This is a genomic window from Wolbachia endosymbiont of Drosophila innubila (assembly GCF_021378375.1).
GTDB classification, from domain to species: domain Bacteria; phylum Pseudomonadota; class Alphaproteobacteria; order Rickettsiales; family Anaplasmataceae; genus Wolbachia; species Wolbachia pipientis.
On record NZ_CP076228.1, the window covers coordinates 13,582 to 31,148 of the forward strand.

Below are 17,567 nucleotides of genomic sequence, written 5' to 3' on the forward strand. Positions count from 1 at the left end.
AGTTTATGGCTCGTCGGAATAAAGCAAAAAAAAGAGAAATAAGTCCTGATTCGCGTTACGGCAGTGTTTTGCTGATGCGTTTCATTAATACAATCATGAAATGTGGTAAAAAATCTACTGCAGAAAAGATTATCTATGACGCTTTGTCTTTAGCTGAAAAGAAAATAGGCGAAGGTGGGTTATCAATTTTTGAGACAGCAGTAGGAAATGTTACTCCTTCTATAGAAGTGCGTTCTCGACGCATTGGTGGTGCAACTTATCAAGTACCTGTTGAAGTTCGACAAGATAGAGCGGTTTCTTTAGCGTTAAGGTGGATTGCTAAAGCAACTTCTGCTGCTCGAAAAAAGAGTGGAAAAACCACTGTTGATTGTTTGCAATCTGAAATACTGGATGCTTATAATAAACGCGGTGGTGCGTTTAAGATGTGCGAAGAAAAATATAAAATGGCTGAAGCTAATAAGGCATTTTCTCATCTTCGTTTTTAATGTTAGCTAATTAATTGTGATATGGAAATTGGAATATCTAAATACAGAAATATAGGGATAATGGCTCACATAGATGCTGGTAAGACTACCACAACAGAGCGTATTTTATTTTATACTGGTAAGCAAAATAGAATTGGTGAAGTGCACGATGGTGCAGCTTCTATGGATTGGATGGAGCAGGAAAAAGAGCGTGGTATTACAATCACATCTGCTGCAACAACATGTTTTTGGAATGATCATAGGGTCAATATAATAGACACTCCTGGTCACGTTGATTTCACTATTGAAGTTGAGAGATCTTTAAGGGTTTTGGATGGTGCAGTTGCTGTATTTGATGGAGTTGCTGGAGTTGAACCTCAATCTGAGACAGTGTGGCGTCAAGCTGATAAATATAGCGTTCCTCGTATCTGCTTTGTTAATAAGATGGATAGAATAGGGGCAAATTTTTATCGATGTGTTGATATGATAAAGACGAAGCTTGGTGCAGCACCTTTAGTTATTCATTTACCAATAGGGAGTGAGAAAGATTTCAAAGGTATAATTGACCTTATTTCTATGAAAGCCATTATATGGCAAGAAGAAACGTTGGGCGCTAAATTTTCTTATGAAGATATTCCTTCTGATTTGCTTGATAAGGCTCAAGAATATCGAAATCTTTTATTAGATGCTGCAGCTGAGATGGATGATGAAGCGATGAATACTTACTTTGAGTCTAATGATCTGCCAGTGGATTTACTGAAAAAATGCGTGAGAAATGGGACCATTAAAGGAAAATTTGTTCCTGTGTTATGTGGATCAGCTTTTAAAAATAAAGGCGTACAACCACTTTTAGATGGTGTGATTGACTTTTTACCTTCTCCTATTGATGTTGATGTAATTGTTGGAATTGATCCTAAAGATTCAGAAAAGAAAATTGAGGTCAAACCTTCAGAAAAAGAGAAATTTGTTGCTCTTGCATTTAAAGTGATGACGGATAAATTTGTAGGCAGCTTGACGTTTATCCGTATTTATTCTGGTAAATTAAAGTCTAAATCTACCATTTCAAATGCGTTAAAAAACGAAACTGAAGGGATTGGCAGAATGTTACTTATGCATGCAAATAACCGAGAAGATATAACTGAGGCTAGGGCTGGAGATATAGTTGCTTTAGTTGGGCTAAAGAAAACAACCACCGGAGATACTTTATGTTCTGTTGATTTTCCTATATTATTGGAGCGTATGGAATTTCCTGAGCCTGTTATTGAAATTGCTGTAGAACCTAAAACCACTTCAGATCAGGAAAAATTAGGTATTGCTCTAAATAGGTTGGTTGCAGAAGATCCTTCTTTGAGAATGTCAGTAAATGCGGAAAGTGGCCAGACTATATTGAAAGGCATGGGTGAGCTCCATCTTGAGATTATTGTTGATAGAATGAAGCGCGAATTTAACATTGAGGCTAATGTCGGTGCTCCTCAGGTTGCATATCGTGAAACTATCACTAAATCTGTTGAAATTGATTACACTCATAAAAAACAATCTGGTGGAGCTGGTCAGTTTGCTAAGGTTAAAATAAAATTTGAACCTCTTGAGCCTGGTTCTGGGTTTCAATTTGAAAGTAAAATTGTAGGTGGTGCTATTCCAAAAGAGTATATTCCTGGGGTAGAAAATGGCTTGGAGTTGATAAAAGAAGGTGGTATAATTTCGGGATTTCCGTTGATTGATTTTAAGGCTACCCTTCTTGATGGTGCTTTTCATGAGGTTGATTCTAGTCCTTTAGCTTTTGAACTTGCTGCTAAAGGTGCTTTTAAAGAGATGGCAAATAAAGCTGGTCCAAAAATGCTGGAGCCTATAATGAAAGTTGAAATCATTACTCCTGAAGAATATATGGGTGATGTTATGGGTGATATAAATAGTAGAAGAGGAAATGTTGCTGATATGCTCGATTTAGGTAATAATAGTAAAATAATTACTGCTTCGGTACCTCTTGCAAATATGTTTGGTTATATCAACGTTTTGCGTTCTATGTCTCAGGGAAGGGCGCAGTATAGTATGCATTTTTCTTGTTATGAGCAAGTGCCACAATATGTGGTTGATGAGTTAAAGTTAGAGTATAATTAAGGGTAATAATTATGACAGCAATAGTGGAAGCATTTGGAAAGCCGCATGTAAATGTGGGAACAATAGGACATGTGGATCATGGAAAGACGACGTTAACAGCGGCGATAACGAAGCATTATGGAAATTTTGTAGCGTACGATCAGATAGACAAAGCGCCAGAAGAAAGGAAGAGGGGGATAACGATAGCAACAGCGCATGTTGAGTATCAGACAGAGAAAAGGCATTATGCACACGTTGATTGTCCTGGACACGCTGACTATGTAAAGAACATGATAGTAGGTGCAGCACAGATGGATGCGGCGATATTGGTAGTGTCGGGGGTTGATGGGCCAATGCCACAAACGAGAGAGCATATATTGCTGGCGAAGCAGGTAGGTGTTGGATATATCGTGGTGTATATAAATAAAGCTGATGTTGCTGATGCTGATATGATAGATTTAGTAGAAATGGAAGTGAGGGAATTACTGAGTAAATACGGATTTCCAGGGGATGAAGTGCTTGTGGTGGTTGGTTCAGCGCTCAAGGCGCTGGAGGATGACAGCAGCGAATATGGAAAGAAATCAATAGATAAATTGATGGAAAAGTTAGATGAATATGTAGCGGTTCCACCAAGGCCTGTGGATTTACCATTTTTATTGCCAATCGAAGATGTATTTTCGATATCGGGGCGAGGAACAGTGGTAACAGGAAGAATAGAGAAGGGAGAGATAAAGACGGGAGAAGAGATAGAGATAATAGGTCTGAAAGCGACGCAAAAGACGATATGCACAGGTGTTGAGATGTTTAAGAAGTTGCTGGATAAGGGAAGTGCAGGACTCAATGTAGGAATATTGTTAAGAGGAACAAAAAGAGAAGAAGTGGAGAGAGGGCAAGTATTAGCGAAACCGGGGACGATAACACCGCATAGAAAGTTTAAGGCGGAGGTTTATATATTAAAGAAAGAGGAAGGAGGAAGGCATACACCATTTTTTTGCGAATTACCAGCCACAGTTTTATTTAAGGACAACGGATGTAACTGGGAGCATAAAATTGCTAGATGGGAAGGAGATGGTAATGCCAGGAGATAATGTGAGTGTAGAAGTAGAATTGCAAGTACCGATAGCAATGGATAAGGGATTGCGTTTTGCGATAAGAGAAGGCGGTAGAACTGTTGGTTCTGGTGTTGTTTCTGAAATTTTGGAGTGAGAGTTTGAGTTATAGGAGTGTAGCTCAATTGGTAGAGCGCTGGTCTCCAAAACCAGAGGTTGTAGGTTCAATTCCTATCGCTCCTGCATTAATGTTGTGGTGGAAATGTTAAAAAGTTTGTGTGGTTTTTTCTGTGATATAAAGCAAGAAATACGAAGAATTGCTTGGGTAAAGAAACAGGAGGTGTTGTCATCTCTATTTGTTGTAATGATTGTTATATTATGCTTTTCGATTTTCTTCTGTTTTGTGGATTTTATGTCTCTTTACGTAATTAAGGCTTTATTTGGAATTATTTATGGAATGTGAATATAAATGGTATATCATTAAAGTTGATTATGGATATGAGCAAAACATACGCGAATTGGTAAGTAATGCTGTTTATTTTAAGGAAGTGTTTATTCCTTATCAAACGGTATGTAATTCAAAGTCTGATATAAAAGAATTATGTGAAGTGTATGTATATATGCATCTGTGTGATGAAAGCAAAAATATTTTGAATCAAACGCCTGGATTCTGCAGTGGCGAATCTGGTGATTTTGAGATGATTTCAGATGATGAGATAAGTTTAAAGTGTAAAGAATTTAATAGATATAAATGGTATATCTTGAGAGTTGCTTCCAATTGTGAAGAGAAAGTGCGCCAACATATATTGGAAAATTCTATGAGATTGGGTGTTAATGATTACTTTAAGGAAGTTTTTATTCCATATGAAGAGCTAAGTGAAGTAGAGTTGAAATCTAAGAAAATTGCTACACGAAGGAAATGCTTTCCTGGTTATGTCTTTTTATACGTGAATTTATGCGATGAAGTATTGAATTTTATCAATAATATACCAAAATCTCTTAAGGTTTATGGATTTTTGAAAAACGGTAATATTCCAAAGGTGATTTTGGATGATGAGATTCACTCAATGTGTAATGCACTTTATAATGCTCAAGAGACAAAGAAGTTAGGTTATGGTTATGAAAAAGGTGAAAAAGTGAAAATTAATGATGGTCTTTTTCAAAATTTTACTGGTAAGGTAAATATGGTAGACGATGAGAAAAAAATTATTAATGTGGAAGTATCGATTTTAGGTAAGCCGACAATAATAGAGCTTGATCTGGCTCAAGTAGAGAAAATAGAGGATTAATTATGAGTGTTATAGTTGCTAAGATTAACTTACTTATGGAAGCTGGGAAAGCAGTTCCAGGACCGAAAATTGCTTCAGTACTTGGTCCACGTGGTATACCTGTTCCTAAGTTTTGTGAAGCTTTTAATAAAGTTACTAGTGCTGCTAACGCTAATTATAAAGTAGGCGATTTAGTAACAGTGCGAATTTCCATAAAGGATGATCGCTCTCATGATTTTACTGTCAGCGGTCCGCCTGTGGCTTATTTACTTAAGCAGGAGGCTAAATTAAGTAAAAGTTCTGGTAATCCTGGTAAAGAATTAGTGGCTAAATTACCTATGTCTGCTATAATTAAAGTAGCAAAGTGCAAGATGGTTGATATGAAAGTGGATAATGAAGATTCAGCAGTGAAAATGGTTGTAGGCACTGCAAAATCTATGGGTATAGAAGTTGTGGAAGGTTAGGTAAATGAATACATATAATGATAATCCTAAGCAGTGTTTGAAGAAGATTGTTGAGTCTGCTTCAGCAAGATTTAATGAATCAGTTGATATTGCGGTCAATTTAGGCGTAGATTCACGTAAATCTGAAGAGCAGGTGCGTGGTACAGTAGTTTTGCCTAAAGGTATCGGGAAGAATATTAAAGTAGCTGTTTTCGCTCAAGATAAACATTTATTAGAAGCTGAAAAAGCTGGTGCTGATATTGCAGGAGGAGAGGATTTAGTTGAAGAAATAAAAAAAGGTAGAAAGTTAGATGTTGATTGGTGCATTACTACTCCTGATTTTATGGCAAAAATCACTCCTATTGCAAAAGTATTGGGTGCTAAAGGGCTGATGCCTAACCCTAAATTTGGTACTGTGACTTCTAACATTGCAGAAGCTATTAAAACCATTAAGTCTGGTCAGGTAAAATTTAGAACAGATAAAAATGGTGTTATTCATGGTAAATTAGGAAATATTAAATTTGATATTGATGACTTGCTAGAAAATTTAAAAGCCTTTCTTAAAGTAATTAAAGATAATAAACCTATTTCTGCGAAAGGAATTTACTTTAAGGGTGTTTTTTTAAATTCAACTATGGGTAAAGCTTATAAGATAGGCAAAGTGGAAGATATAATTTAAGGGAGTGATACCGTGAAGCGTAAAGATAAGGATGAATTTATACAGAGCACAATAAACGTATTTGTAAATAATGATTTCTTGATATTAGTAAATTTTAAATCTATAAATGCTAATGATTCATTAACTCTGAGGAATAGTCTGAAGTCTATAGCAGGTGGGGTATTAGTAGTTAAAAACACTCTAGCGCGCTTGGCTTTGGAAAGGACTGGTAAATTCTCTTATTTATCAGGCAAATTTTCCGGTCCTGTTGCTATTATATACTCTAGTGGCATAGTAGAAGCTGCAAAATTAATAGTTGATTTTACTAATGCTAACAAAGAAAAAATGTCTGTGATTTGCGCAGCTCATTTAAATGAATTGTTAACAGTGGAAGATGTTAATAAACTGGCTAAGTTGCCTTCTCTGGATGAATTGCGTGTTAAAATTATGCGTTTAATATCTTATGATATTCCTGCTCGGTTAGCGTTGTCTATTAATTCATCTTCTATGAGGCTTATGAGAGTTTTGGATTATTATAGTTCTAAAAAATAAATTTGTTGTTAAGTAAGGTGGTAATTATGAGTAATGTAACAAGTGATTTGGTTGATAAAATATTATCTTTAAGCCTATTAGAGGCTTCTGAACTTGTAAAAGTTTTAGAAGAGAAAATAGGGTTGCCTGCTGGTTCTTTTCTTGGTGGAGCTGTTGGTGCTGGGGCGCCTATTGGTGATAATGCTGCTGCTCCTGCTGCTCAAGAAAAAGCTGAGTATAAAGTTGTGATTAAAGAAATTGATGCGAGTAAAAAAATAGGAGTTATTAAAGCTGTGAGAGAGGTTAATTCTACATTGGGTTTAAAAGAAGCAAAAGAGTTGGTTGAATCTTTACCTAAAGATTTGACTGCTAATGTTCCTAAAGACGAAGCAGAAAAAATCAAGCAAAAACTTATTGAAGCAGGAGCAACTAAAGTGGAGCTTGAATAATATTTAATGTATTAATTTTATATTGATATAGCTCTTTTAATTAGTTTGGGGTATTTTAATGGTTGATTCTTCTTATATGTACGCTTCTGGTGCTTTTGTTCCTAGAGTTTCTTATTCTAGGTCGATTGATTTAAAAGATTCTTTATTGGATTTGGTTAAGGTTCAAAAAGAATCATATGATTCTTTTACTCCTAAGAATAAGGGTAATGAAAGACTTGAAGTTATCTTTCATACAATCTTTCCAATAAATGATCCTTTGCGTAGGGCTACTATTGAGTTTATAAGTTGTAGGGTAGATGATCCTAAGTATGATGAATCTGAGTGTATAAAGCGTGGTGTAACTTTTTCTGCTCAGGTTATTGCTTCTATACGTCTTGTTGTTATGCAGGATGGTATTTCTCTTGATGAATATAAATCGATTAAAGAGAGTGGAGATCATTCTAAACTTGCAACCGTTGTAAAATCTATAGAAGAGCAGAAAGTCCACTTTTGTGGGTTGCCTATGATGACTGATAAGGGCACTTTCATCATTAATGGTGTGGAAAAAGTTATCGTCTCACAAATGCATAGGTCTCCTGGTGTATTTTTTGATAGCGATAAGGGAAAAACTTACAATTCTGGTAAATTGATCTATTCTGCTAGAATTATTCCTTATAGGGGTTCTTGGCTTGATATTGAATTTGATGTTAAAGACCATTTGTATTTTCGTGTTGATAGAAAAAGAAAATTGCCAATTTCAGTTTTATTAAAGGCGTTGGGTCTATCAAATAATGATATACTCGATAGATTTTATGAGAAAATAAAGTATGTAAAACATAAAGATGGTTGGAAAGTGCCTTTTGTTCCTGATAAATTTAAAGGAGTGAGGCTGCCTTTCGACTTAATGGATATTGAAGGTAATGTGCTGCTTAAAGCTAACGTTCGTATTACCTCAAGACTAGCTAAAAAGCTATATGATAATGAATTGAAAGAGTATCTGGTTCCGTTTAATTCTATATGTGGTTTATTCCTCGCAGAAGATTTAATGGATAGTGCTAGCTCTACGAAAATTTTATCTGCTGGTGAATCTATAAAGCTGGAAGACATAAAGAAGCTTGAGTTATTATCTGTAGATGAAATATCAGTGCTGAACATAGATAATTTGTTTGTTGGACCTTATATATTAAATACGCTTTTCTTAGATGAAAACATGTCTTATCAGGATGCACTATATGAAATATATAGAGTTTTGCGTCCTGGTGAAGTTCCTGTTTTAGAGATAGTAGAAGAGTTTTTCCGTAATCTTTTCTTCAGTCCGGAATATTATGATTTGTCTAACATTGGTAGGTTGAAGCTTAACTCTTACCTTGGATTAAATTATGATGAGGATTTAACTGTTTTAACGCATGAAGATATTATTGAAATTGTGAAAAAAATAGTATTGTTACGTGACGGTCAAGGATCTGTAGATGATATTGATCATTTAGGAAACAGAAGAGTAAGATCAGTTGGAGAGTTTATAGAAAATCAATTTAGAACTGGGTTGTTGAAATTGGAACGCGCAATAGTTGATTCTATGTCCACTTCTAGTTTAGATAAAGTTTCTCCATCTGATTTTATTAATCCAAAAGTGTTAACTAATGTCTTAAGAGATTTCTTCAATTCTTCTCAATTATCTCAATTTATGGATCAGACTAATCCGTTATCTGAAATAACACATAAAAGAAGGTTATCCGCGTTAGGTCCTGGCGGTTTAACAAGAGAACGGGCAGGATTTGAGGTGCGTGATGTTCATCCAACTCATTATGGAAGAATTTGCCCTATTGAGACTCCTGAAGGGCAAAATATAGGGTTAATCAACAGCTTAGCTATATACGCGCGTATTAATAAATATGGTTTCATTGAAAGCCCTTATAGAAAAGTAGTCAATAGGGTTGTTACTGATCAAATTGAGTATCTTTCTGCTATAGACGAAGGCTCACATCATATAGCTGACACTAGCGTAAAGCTTGATGAAAATAATTGCTTTGTTGATGACATGCTATACTGTAGATATGCTGGTAGCTTCGTCATGGTAAGTAGCGACCAAGTTAGTTACATTGACGTATCTCCTAAGCAGGTAATATCAGTTGCAGCTTCCTTGATTCCATTTTTAGAAAATGATGATGCTAATAGAGCATTAATGGGCTCAAATATGCAACGTCAGGCCGTACCTTTATTGAAGCCTACCGCTCCTCTGGTTGCTACTGGTATGGAGTCTTTTGTAGCTTCTGGCTCTGGTGCTGTAGTTTTAGCAAAACGCGATGGCATAGTTGATAGTTCTGATAGTAACTCTATAGTTATACGTGCTTTTGATAAAGAAAGGGTTAACTACTTGGACGTAGATATTTATCATCTAAGGAAATTTCAGCGTTCTAACCATAATACTTGTATTAATCAAAGACCGCTAGTGTGCGTAGGTGATTATGTTAAAAAGGGTGATGTAATAGCTGATGGTCCTGCAATTAACAGTGGTGAGTTGGCGCTTGGTAAAAATTTGCTAGTCGCTTTTATGTCTTGGCAAGGTTATAATTTTGAAGACTCTATTATTATTTCTAGTGAAGTTGTTAAAAAAGATCTCTTTACTTCTATTCATATAGAAGAATTTGACTGTGTTGTACATGATACCCCTTTAGGATCAGAAAAAATAACTCGTGCTATACCTGGTGTTAATGAAGAAAATCTATATCACTTGGATGATAATGGTATAGTGAAAATTGGTACAAGAGTTGGTCCAGGCTATATTCTGGTAGGTAAAGTTACACCTAAACCTTCTCTTTCATTGCTTCCTGAAACGAAGTTATTAATGACAATTTTTGGTGAAAAGTCATTCGATTGTGCGGATTCCTCTTTATATACATCTCCAGATGTTGAAGGGACAGTAATTGATGTACAAGTCTTTACACGCAGGGGGGTTGAAGAAAATGAAAGGGCATTACTCATCAAACAAAAAGAGATAAATGACTTTGAGGAAGAGCGAGATTATATAATCAATGTTACTAGTGAATATTTCTATGATGAACTGAAGAAACTTCTTATTAATTCTGGTTCTCAAGATCGAGAAAAATTTGACTCTATTGAACGTGAGCAATGGTGGGGTATAGGATTAAAAAACCAATCCATTTCTGAGCAAGTTAAGAGCTTAAAAAAAGATTTTGATGAAAAAGTATCACATGCAATAGCACAGTTTAAGCGAAAAGTAGAAAAATTACATGAAGGTTATGACCTGCCTCAAGGTGTGTCGATGTCAGTAAAAGTTTTCATTGCTGTGAAACATAGTCTGCAACCAGGGGATAAAATGGCTGGTAGACATGGAAATAAAGGTGTGATTTCTCGAGTTGTGCCAGTGGAAGATATGCCTTATTTGGAAGATGGTACTCCTGTTGATATTATTCTTAACCCTCTTGGTGTTCCTTCACGAATGAATGTAGGGCAAATACTGGAAACGCATGTAGGTTGGGCTTGTAGAAAATTAGGGGAAAAGGTAAGTAATATTCTCGATGAGATCAATAAGATCAAAAGTGCTTTTTGCAAGGGAATTAGGTCCCTTAACGATGATAATTTTACACAATTTGCAGTAGCATACCTTGATAATAAAAAAATTGAAAATATTGATGATGATGAAATAACGGCTTCTGTTTTAAATACACCTAATAAGAATGCACTAAATGACGAGTTGAATGAGTTAGTAGAGAACTATTTGAACTCTTGTAAAAGTTCATACAGCAATTTACGTAACTTCCTGATTGAGGTTTATAGCTATGGCAATAACGTATCTATCTGTAATGATATTCGTAATATTAGTGATAATAATCTCATTGAATTTGCACGCAAATTACGTGATGGCGTTCCTGTTGCTGCACCTGTATTTGAGGGTCCAAAAGATGAACAAATAGCAAAATTATTTGAACTTGCTGGTTTAGATAACTCTGGACAAGCTGTATTATATGACGGTTGCAGTGGTGAAAAATTCGACCGCAAGGTTACAGTTGGTTACATGTACATGCTTAAGTTGCACCACTTGGTTGATGGTAAAATTCATGCGCGTTCAGTAGGGCCTTATAGTTTGGTTACTCAACAACCTCTTGGAGGAAAATCTCATTTTGGTGGTCAGCGTTTTGGTGAAATGGAATGTTGGGCATTACAAGCCTATGGTGCTGCTTATACTTTGCAGGAAATGTTAACTGTGAAGTCTGATGATATTAATGGTAGAGTTAAGATTTATGAATCGGTAATAAAAGGTGACAGTAATTTTGAATGTGGAATTCCTGAATCCTTTAATGTGATGATAAAAGAACTACGTTCTTTATGTTTAAATGTAGATTTAAAGCAAAATGATGTAGTGATTGAAGATATATCTCACACTAACATTGCACAACCTTTTAATGAGGTTAGCATATCGATTGCTAGCCCTGAAAGTATTAAGCGTATATCTTGTGGTGAGATAGAAGATGTTTCAACTGCAAATTATCGTACGTTCAAAGTTGAGAAAGGTGGATTATTTTGCCCTAAGGTTTTTGGCCCTGTCAATGACGATGAATGTTTATGTGGAAAATACAAAAAAAGAAGACACAGAGGTCGCATATGTGAAAAATGCGGAGTAGAAGTTACATCTTCTAAAGTAAGAAGAGAAAGGATGGGTCATATAGAGCTTGCATCTCCTGTTGCTCATATATGGTTTTTGAAATCGCTTCCTTCAAGAATTGGAGCATTATTGGATATGTCTCTCAGAGATATTGAGAATATTTTATATAGCGATAATTATATCGTAATAGATCCTCTTGTTTCGCCTTTTGAAAAAGGTGAGATTATTAGTGAAAAAGCTTATAATGAAGCTAAAGATAGCTATGGGATCGATAGTTTTGTAGCTATGCAAGGTGTTGAAGCTATAAGAGAGTTGCTAACGCGCCTTGATTTACATGAAATTAGGAAGGATTTAAGACTAGAATTAGAATCTGTTGCTTCTGAGATAAGAAGAAAGAAAATTATAAAGAGATTGCGTATTGTTGAAAACTTCATTAAATCTGGAAATAGGCCTGAGTGGATGATACTTACAACTATACCTATTTTACCACCTGATTTGCGTCCTTTGGTATCGCTTGAGAGTGGTCGTCCTGCAGTTTCTGATCTGAATCATCATTATAGGACTATTATTAATAGAAATAACAGGTTGAGAAAATTGTTGAGCTTAAATCCTCCTGAGATTATGATTCGTAATGAAAAAAGGATGTTACAAGAAGCAGTTGATTCTCTTTTTGATAATAGTCGTCGTAATACTTTGGTAAATAAAGCTGGTGCTGTTGGATATAAAAAGTCCATTAGTGATATGTTAAAAGGAAAACAGGGTCGTTTTCGCCAGAACCTCTTAGGAAAAAGGGTAGACTACTCTGGACGTTCTGTAATAGTTGTTGGTCCAACTTTGAAACTAAATCAGTGTGGATTACCAAAAAGAATGGCTCTTGAACTATTCAAACCTTTTGTTTACTCAAAGCTTAAGATGTATGGTATGGCTCCAACTATTAAGTTTGCTAGTAAGTTGATAAGAGCAGAAAAACCAGAAGTTTGGGATATGCTTGAAGAGGTAATAAAAGAGCATCCTGTTTTGTTGAATAGAGCGCCTACGCTACATAGACTTGGTATTCAGGCTTTTGAGCCAATCCTTATTGAAGGCAAAGCAATACAGCTTCATCCGCTTGTCTGTACGGCGTTTAATGCTGATTTTGATGGTGATCAAATGGCAGTGCATGTGCCAATTTCATTGGAAGCTCAGCTTGAAGCTAGGGTGTTGATGATGTCCACTAATAACGTTTTAAGTCCTTCTAATGGCAGACCGATTATAGTTCCTAGTAAAGATATAGTACTTGGTATATATTATCTGACTTTACAAGAACCTAAGGAAGATAATTTACCATCTTTTGGTGCTTTTTGTGAAGTTGAGCATTTCTTGAGTGATGGTACTTTACATATTCATTCTAGTATAAAGTATAGGATGGAGTATATTAATAGCAGCGGTGAAACTCACTATAAAACTGTTTGTACAACTCCTGGCCGTTTAATATTATGGCAAATTTTTCCTAAGCATGAGAATCTAGGCTTCGATCTAATAAATCAGATATTAACAGTCAAGGAAATAACTGGTATAGTTGATTTGGTATATCGTAACTGTGGTCAAAGTGCTACAGTGGCATTTTCTGATAAATTAATGGTACTTGGCTTTGAGTATGCCACATTTTCTGGTGTCTCTTTTGGTCGTTGTGATATGGTTATACCTGAAACTAAAGCTACACATGTTGATCACGCGAGGGGTGAAATTAAGAAATTCTCTATGCAATATCAAGATGGGCTAATAACTAGAAGTGAGAGGTATAACAAGGTTATAGATGAATGGTCTAAGTGTACGGATATGATAGCTAATGATATGTTAAAAGCAATATCTATATATGATGGAAATAGTAAGTACAACTCAGTGTATATGATGGTTAACTCTGGTGCAAGGGGTTCTACTTCACAGATGAAACAGCTAGCAGGAATGCGAGGGCTCATGACCAAACCTTCTGGTGAGATTATAGAAACACCTATAATTTCTAATTTCCGTGAAGGATTGAACGTATTTGAATACTTTAATTCTACTCACGGTGCGCGTAAAGGTTTAGCTGACACTGCACTTAAAACTGCAAACTCTGGATACTTAACTCGTCGTTTAGTTGATGTATCTCAAAATTGCATAGTTACAAAGCATGACTGTAAAACAAAAAATGGTCTTGTTGTGAGAGCTACAGTTGAAGGAAGTACTATAGTTGCATCTCTAGAGAGTGTTGTGCTGGGTAGAACAGCTGCAAATGATATATATAACCCAGTGACAAAAGAATTATTAGTAAAAGCAGGGGAATTAATTGATGAGGATAAAGTAAAGCAAATCAGCATTGCAGGTCTTGATGTTGTAAAAATTAGATCGCCTTTAACTTGTGAAATAAGTCCTGGTGTATGTTCTTTATGTTATGGAAGAGACCTTGCAACTGGTAAAATTGTTTCAATAGGTGAAGCAGTTGGTGTTATAGCTGCTCAATCTGTTGGAGAGCCAGGTACTCAGTTAACGATGCGTACTTTTCATATAGGTGGAGTAATGACTAGAGGCGTTGAATCCTCGAATATTATAGCTTCTATTAATGCTAAAATAAAGTTAAACAATAGTAATATAATTATAGATAGAAACGGAAATAAAATTGTGATAAGCCGTTCCTGTGAAGTCGTGTTGATGGATAGCCTTGGTAGTGAGAAGTTGAAGCACAGTGTACCTTACGGCGCTAAGCTTTATGTAGATGAGAGTGGGTCAGTAAAAATTGGCGATAAAGTTGCGGAATGGGATCCTTATACATTGCCTATTATCACGGAGAAGACTGGTACAGTGTCTTATCAGGACTTAAAAGATGGAATTTCGATCACTGAAGTGATGGATGAATCTACAGGAATATCAAGCAAAGTAGTAAAAGACTGGAAATTGCATTCTGGTGGAGCTAATTTACGTCCTCGTATTGTGCTGCTTGACGATAATGGTAAAGTAATGACACTCGCAAGTGGCGTTGAAGCATGTTATTTTATACCAATCGGTGCAGTGCTCAATGTACAAGATGGCCAGAAGGTTCATGCAGGTGATGTTATTACAAGAACACCAAGAGAGTCAGTTAAAACTCGTGATATTACTGGTGGTTTACCGAGGGTTATAGAGTTATTTGAAGCACGTCGTCCTAAAGAGCATGCTATTGTTAGTGAGATAGATGGCTATGTAGCGTTTTCTGAAAAAGACCGTAGAGGAAAACGCAGTATATTAATTAAACCTGTAGATGAACAAATTTCTCCAGTTGAATATTTGGTATCAAGAAGTAAGCATGTAATAGTCAATGAAGGTGATTTTGTACGTAAAGGTGATCTATTGATGGATGGTGACCCTGATCTCCATGATATTTTACGTGTGCTTGGGTTAGAAGCTTTAGCGCACTATATGATTTCTGAAATACAGCAAGTTTATAGATTGCAGGGTGTTCGTATAGACAATAAGCATTTAGAGGTGATCTTAAAACAAATGCTACAAAAAGTGGAAATTACTGATCCTGGTGATACTATGTACTTGGTTGGCGAAAGCATTGACAAGCTGGAAGTTGATAGGGAAAATGATGCTATGAGTAACTCTGGCAAGCGGCCTACTCATTATCTTCCTATTCTGCAGGGGATTACTAGGGCAAGTCTTGAAACTAGCTCCTTTATTTCTGCTGCCTCTTTCCAAGAGACAACAAAAGTACTTACAGAAGCAGCATTCTGCGGGAAGAGTGATCCTTTAAGTGGATTAAAAGAAAATGTTATAGTAGGAAGATTAATTCCTGCTGGTACAGGTTTGATTATGAATAAGATCAGAGCACTTTCACTTTGTGATAATGTGGATAAATATGAAAAATATTTTGATATTGAAACTTATGACGAGGAATGGTTGATGGATAATGGTTGTCATTTACACTTTGGTGAGGAAGAGAGCGTAGTGGCATACGATCAGTCGAATTGAGTACAGCTAGTGTGTCTCTTGACCAAAAAAGCCAATAATATTTTCTTTCACTTCTGTGCTATCTGTCATGTTATTTACTCTCACACGAAATTCAGATGAGCCTTGAAGCCCGCTACTGTACCAACCTATGTGTTTGCGGGCCATCTTTATTCCTGTGTCATTTCCATAGTACTCAAGAATATTGTCGTAATGCTCGAGTATGATGCTTAATCTCTCTGAAGCTGTTGGCTCAGAAGTTTCACTTCCACTGAGAAAGTTCATTGCTTGATTAATCAGCCAAGGTTTACCGTAGGCACCACGACCTATCATCACTCCGTCTGCTCCAGATTCTTTGAGAGCATTCTGAATATCATTTAAATTTTTAATATCGCCATTTACTATAACTGGAATTTTCACTTGCTCTTTAACATTTCTAACGAATTTCCAATCTGCTTGACCATTATAAAGCTGCGCTCTTGTTCTTCCATGCACAGTGATCATTTTTGCTCCTAAGTCTTCGGCAATTTTCGCAAGTCTCGGGGCATTGCGATTTTCATCGTTCCATCCAGTGCGCATTTTCACCGTAACTGGCATATTCACTGCTTTGACCACAGCTTCAATTATCTCAGCGGCTTTTTTCTCATCACGCATTAGCGCTGATCCTGCATAACCGTTTACAACTTTTTTAACAGGGCAACCAAAGTTTATGTCTATAATTTTTGCTCCCATGTCCTCGTTTAATTTTGCAGCCTCCGCCATAACATCTGGCTCACACCCAGCAAGCTGCACAGCAGTTAATGCATCGACTTTTGCTTTTTGCAAACTCTGGCGAGTTTGCATAATCATAGCTCTGCTTGCGATCATCTCTGAAACTAACAAACTTGCACCAAGTTTCTTCACAATACTTCTAAACGGATAATCAGTCACTCCAGACATTGGAGCTAAAATAACTGGAGAATCAATTGTCAAATTTCCTATTTGGAGGGGCATAAGGTCAATGGTAATTTTTCATTGATTACATAATGCAACACAAACTTGCATTCTCCCTTGAAATAGAAGACTGAGATGTTTTCGTCCTTGGCGGACGCTTACGATTTCTTAGATCTTCCTTACATTTCTCATCTTCCATAAGCGCTCTTGTAAATTCTTCTCTTTTCTCATTCAAATCAAATTTATATTCTGATAACTTTTTGTCAATTTCGTCAAATGATTTGTCTTCGTTAAGCATTTGTGTAATTTTATGAGCATTTTCTAACGCAAATATTCCACAGTTATACCCGTCACTTTGCTGCTTAGTTGGGGAAATTCTTATGTCTAATACCCATTCCTCTTTTTGCAGTTCTCTTTTAACAATATTTAGCACATTATCTGGCAATTGATTACCAAATGAGTCACAGTAATAAGCTCTAAATTTTTTATCACCTGCATCAGGTTTAATAACCAAAATTACCCAATGATTGTTGTTAATATGAAGAACCGAAGTAAATATCAATTTAGAATTTTGTTTTAATTCACCTCTATAATTCTGAAGAAATTCTTTTGTGAGTTCGTCCCAACCATTAGAATAGCTAGGAGCAAGAAAATAGACATTATTATTACTATGTTCACTTTGTGAGTACCCATACACAACTCTTGCAATATGTGTAATGTCATCATCACATAACCAGTAAGCATAATTTCCTCTGTTTGTCTGATGCACAAGAGTGTCCAAATTTTCATGAAACTCTTTACCACCCAAACCACTATCTTTTGAAGCAATAGAACTTCTGCGACTACTGTTCTCTGAAACAGTTGACCCATCTTCATTATCTGGTCCAGGAAAAATACCACTATCCTCATCTGGAGTTTTTTGCTCACCTTGACTTGCTCTTTTTCCATTAATATAACCCTTCGCTAAGTAAAATAAAGGTTCAACAACCATTTTGTATGCTACTGTAAGAATTGTTCCCATTAAAACCCAAATTACGGGGTTAGAGATGAGCATAGCAAGTGGAAAGGTCAATAGAGGGGATCCTATTACCGCCCCTAAACAGCCAGCAGCGAATGTGGCTGCTAGG

Annotated in this window: 11 protein-coding genes, 1 tRNA gene and 1 pseudogene; 11 read left to right on the top strand and 2 right to left on the bottom strand. The window is 36.1% G+C overall.

Annotated elements, in window-relative coordinates; genetic code table 11:
- Positions 1-5 precede the first annotated feature (5 nt).
- From rpsG to J4T77_RS00125, 11 genes and pseudogenes are all read left to right on the top strand, one after another.
- Positions 6-485 (top strand): 30S ribosomal protein S7, encoded by a 480-nt coding sequence (rpsG, locus tag J4T77_RS00070; protein ID WP_007549313.1) that lies wholly within the window; start codon positions 6-8, stop codon positions 483-485.
- Between the two features lie 21 nt (positions 486-506).
- Positions 507-2,582 (top strand): elongation factor G, encoded by a 2,076-nt coding sequence (gene fusA, locus J4T77_RS00075; RefSeq protein WP_190321092.1) that lies wholly within the window; start codon positions 507-509, stop codon positions 2,580-2,582.
- Between the two features lie 11 nt (positions 2,583-2,593).
- Positions 2,594-3,767 (top strand): annotated as a pseudogene (gene tuf, locus J4T77_RS00080) (elongation factor Tu).
- A gap of 13 nt (positions 3,768-3,780) precedes the next feature.
- Positions 3,781-3,853 (top strand) — tRNA-Trp (locus tag J4T77_RS00090).
- Between the two features lie 10 nt (positions 3,854-3,863).
- On the top strand, positions 3,864-4,073 hold the full coding sequence (secE, locus tag J4T77_RS00095; RefSeq protein WP_006279543.1) for a preprotein translocase subunit SecE: 210 nt from the start codon (positions 3,864-3,866) through the stop codon (positions 4,071-4,073).
- Complete coding sequence (nusG, locus tag J4T77_RS00100; RefSeq protein WP_190321186.1) at positions 4,063-4,899, top strand: transcription termination/antitermination protein NusG; 837 nt, start codon at positions 4,063-4,065, stop codon at positions 4,897-4,899. Before secE ends, nusG begins: the two co-directional genes overlap by 11 nt.
- Positions 4,900-4,901: 2 nt before the next feature.
- Positions 4,902-5,342, top strand: coding sequence for a 50S ribosomal protein L11 (locus J4T77_RS00105; protein ID WP_006279541.1), 441 nt, complete (start codon positions 4,902-4,904; stop codon positions 5,340-5,342).
- A gap of 4 nt (positions 5,343-5,346) precedes the next feature.
- Complete coding sequence (gene rplA, locus J4T77_RS00110; RefSeq protein ID WP_190321094.1) at positions 5,347-6,000, top strand: 50S ribosomal protein L1; 654 nt, start codon at positions 5,347-5,349, stop codon at positions 5,998-6,000.
- Positions 6,001-6,012: 12 nt separating this feature from the next.
- Positions 6,013-6,531: a 50S ribosomal protein L10 gene (gene rplJ / locus J4T77_RS00115; protein ID WP_006279539.1), complete on the top strand. Its 519-nt coding sequence runs from the start codon at positions 6,013-6,015 to the stop codon at positions 6,529-6,531.
- 26 nt (positions 6,532-6,557) lie between these two features.
- Positions 6,558-6,959, top strand: a complete 402-nt coding sequence (rplL, locus tag J4T77_RS00120; RefSeq protein WP_190321095.1) for a 50S ribosomal protein L7/L12 — start codon at positions 6,558-6,560, stop codon at positions 6,957-6,959.
- A 58-nt stretch (positions 6,960-7,017) separates the two neighbouring features.
- Entirely contained in the window at positions 7,018-15,531 is an 8,514-nt protein-coding gene (locus J4T77_RS00125) for a DNA-directed RNA polymerase subunit beta/beta' (protein WP_190321096.1), read from the top strand.
- A gap of 6 nt (positions 15,532-15,537) precedes the next feature.
- Here the strand turns inward: J4T77_RS00125 and dusB are convergent, their stop codons facing one another.
- Together dusB and J4T77_RS00135 are read right to left on the bottom strand one after the other, a co-directional pair.
- Positions 15,538-16,500, bottom strand: coding sequence for a tRNA dihydrouridine synthase DusB (gene dusB, locus J4T77_RS00130; RefSeq protein WP_010962313.1), 963 nt, complete (start codon positions 16,498-16,500; stop codon positions 15,538-15,540).
- Between the two features lie 25 nt (positions 16,501-16,525).
- Entirely contained in the window at positions 16,526-17,461 is a 936-nt protein-coding gene (locus J4T77_RS00135; RefSeq protein ID WP_190321097.1) for a Ulp1 family isopeptidase, read from the bottom strand.
- Between the last annotated feature and the right edge of the window lie 106 nt (positions 17,462-17,567).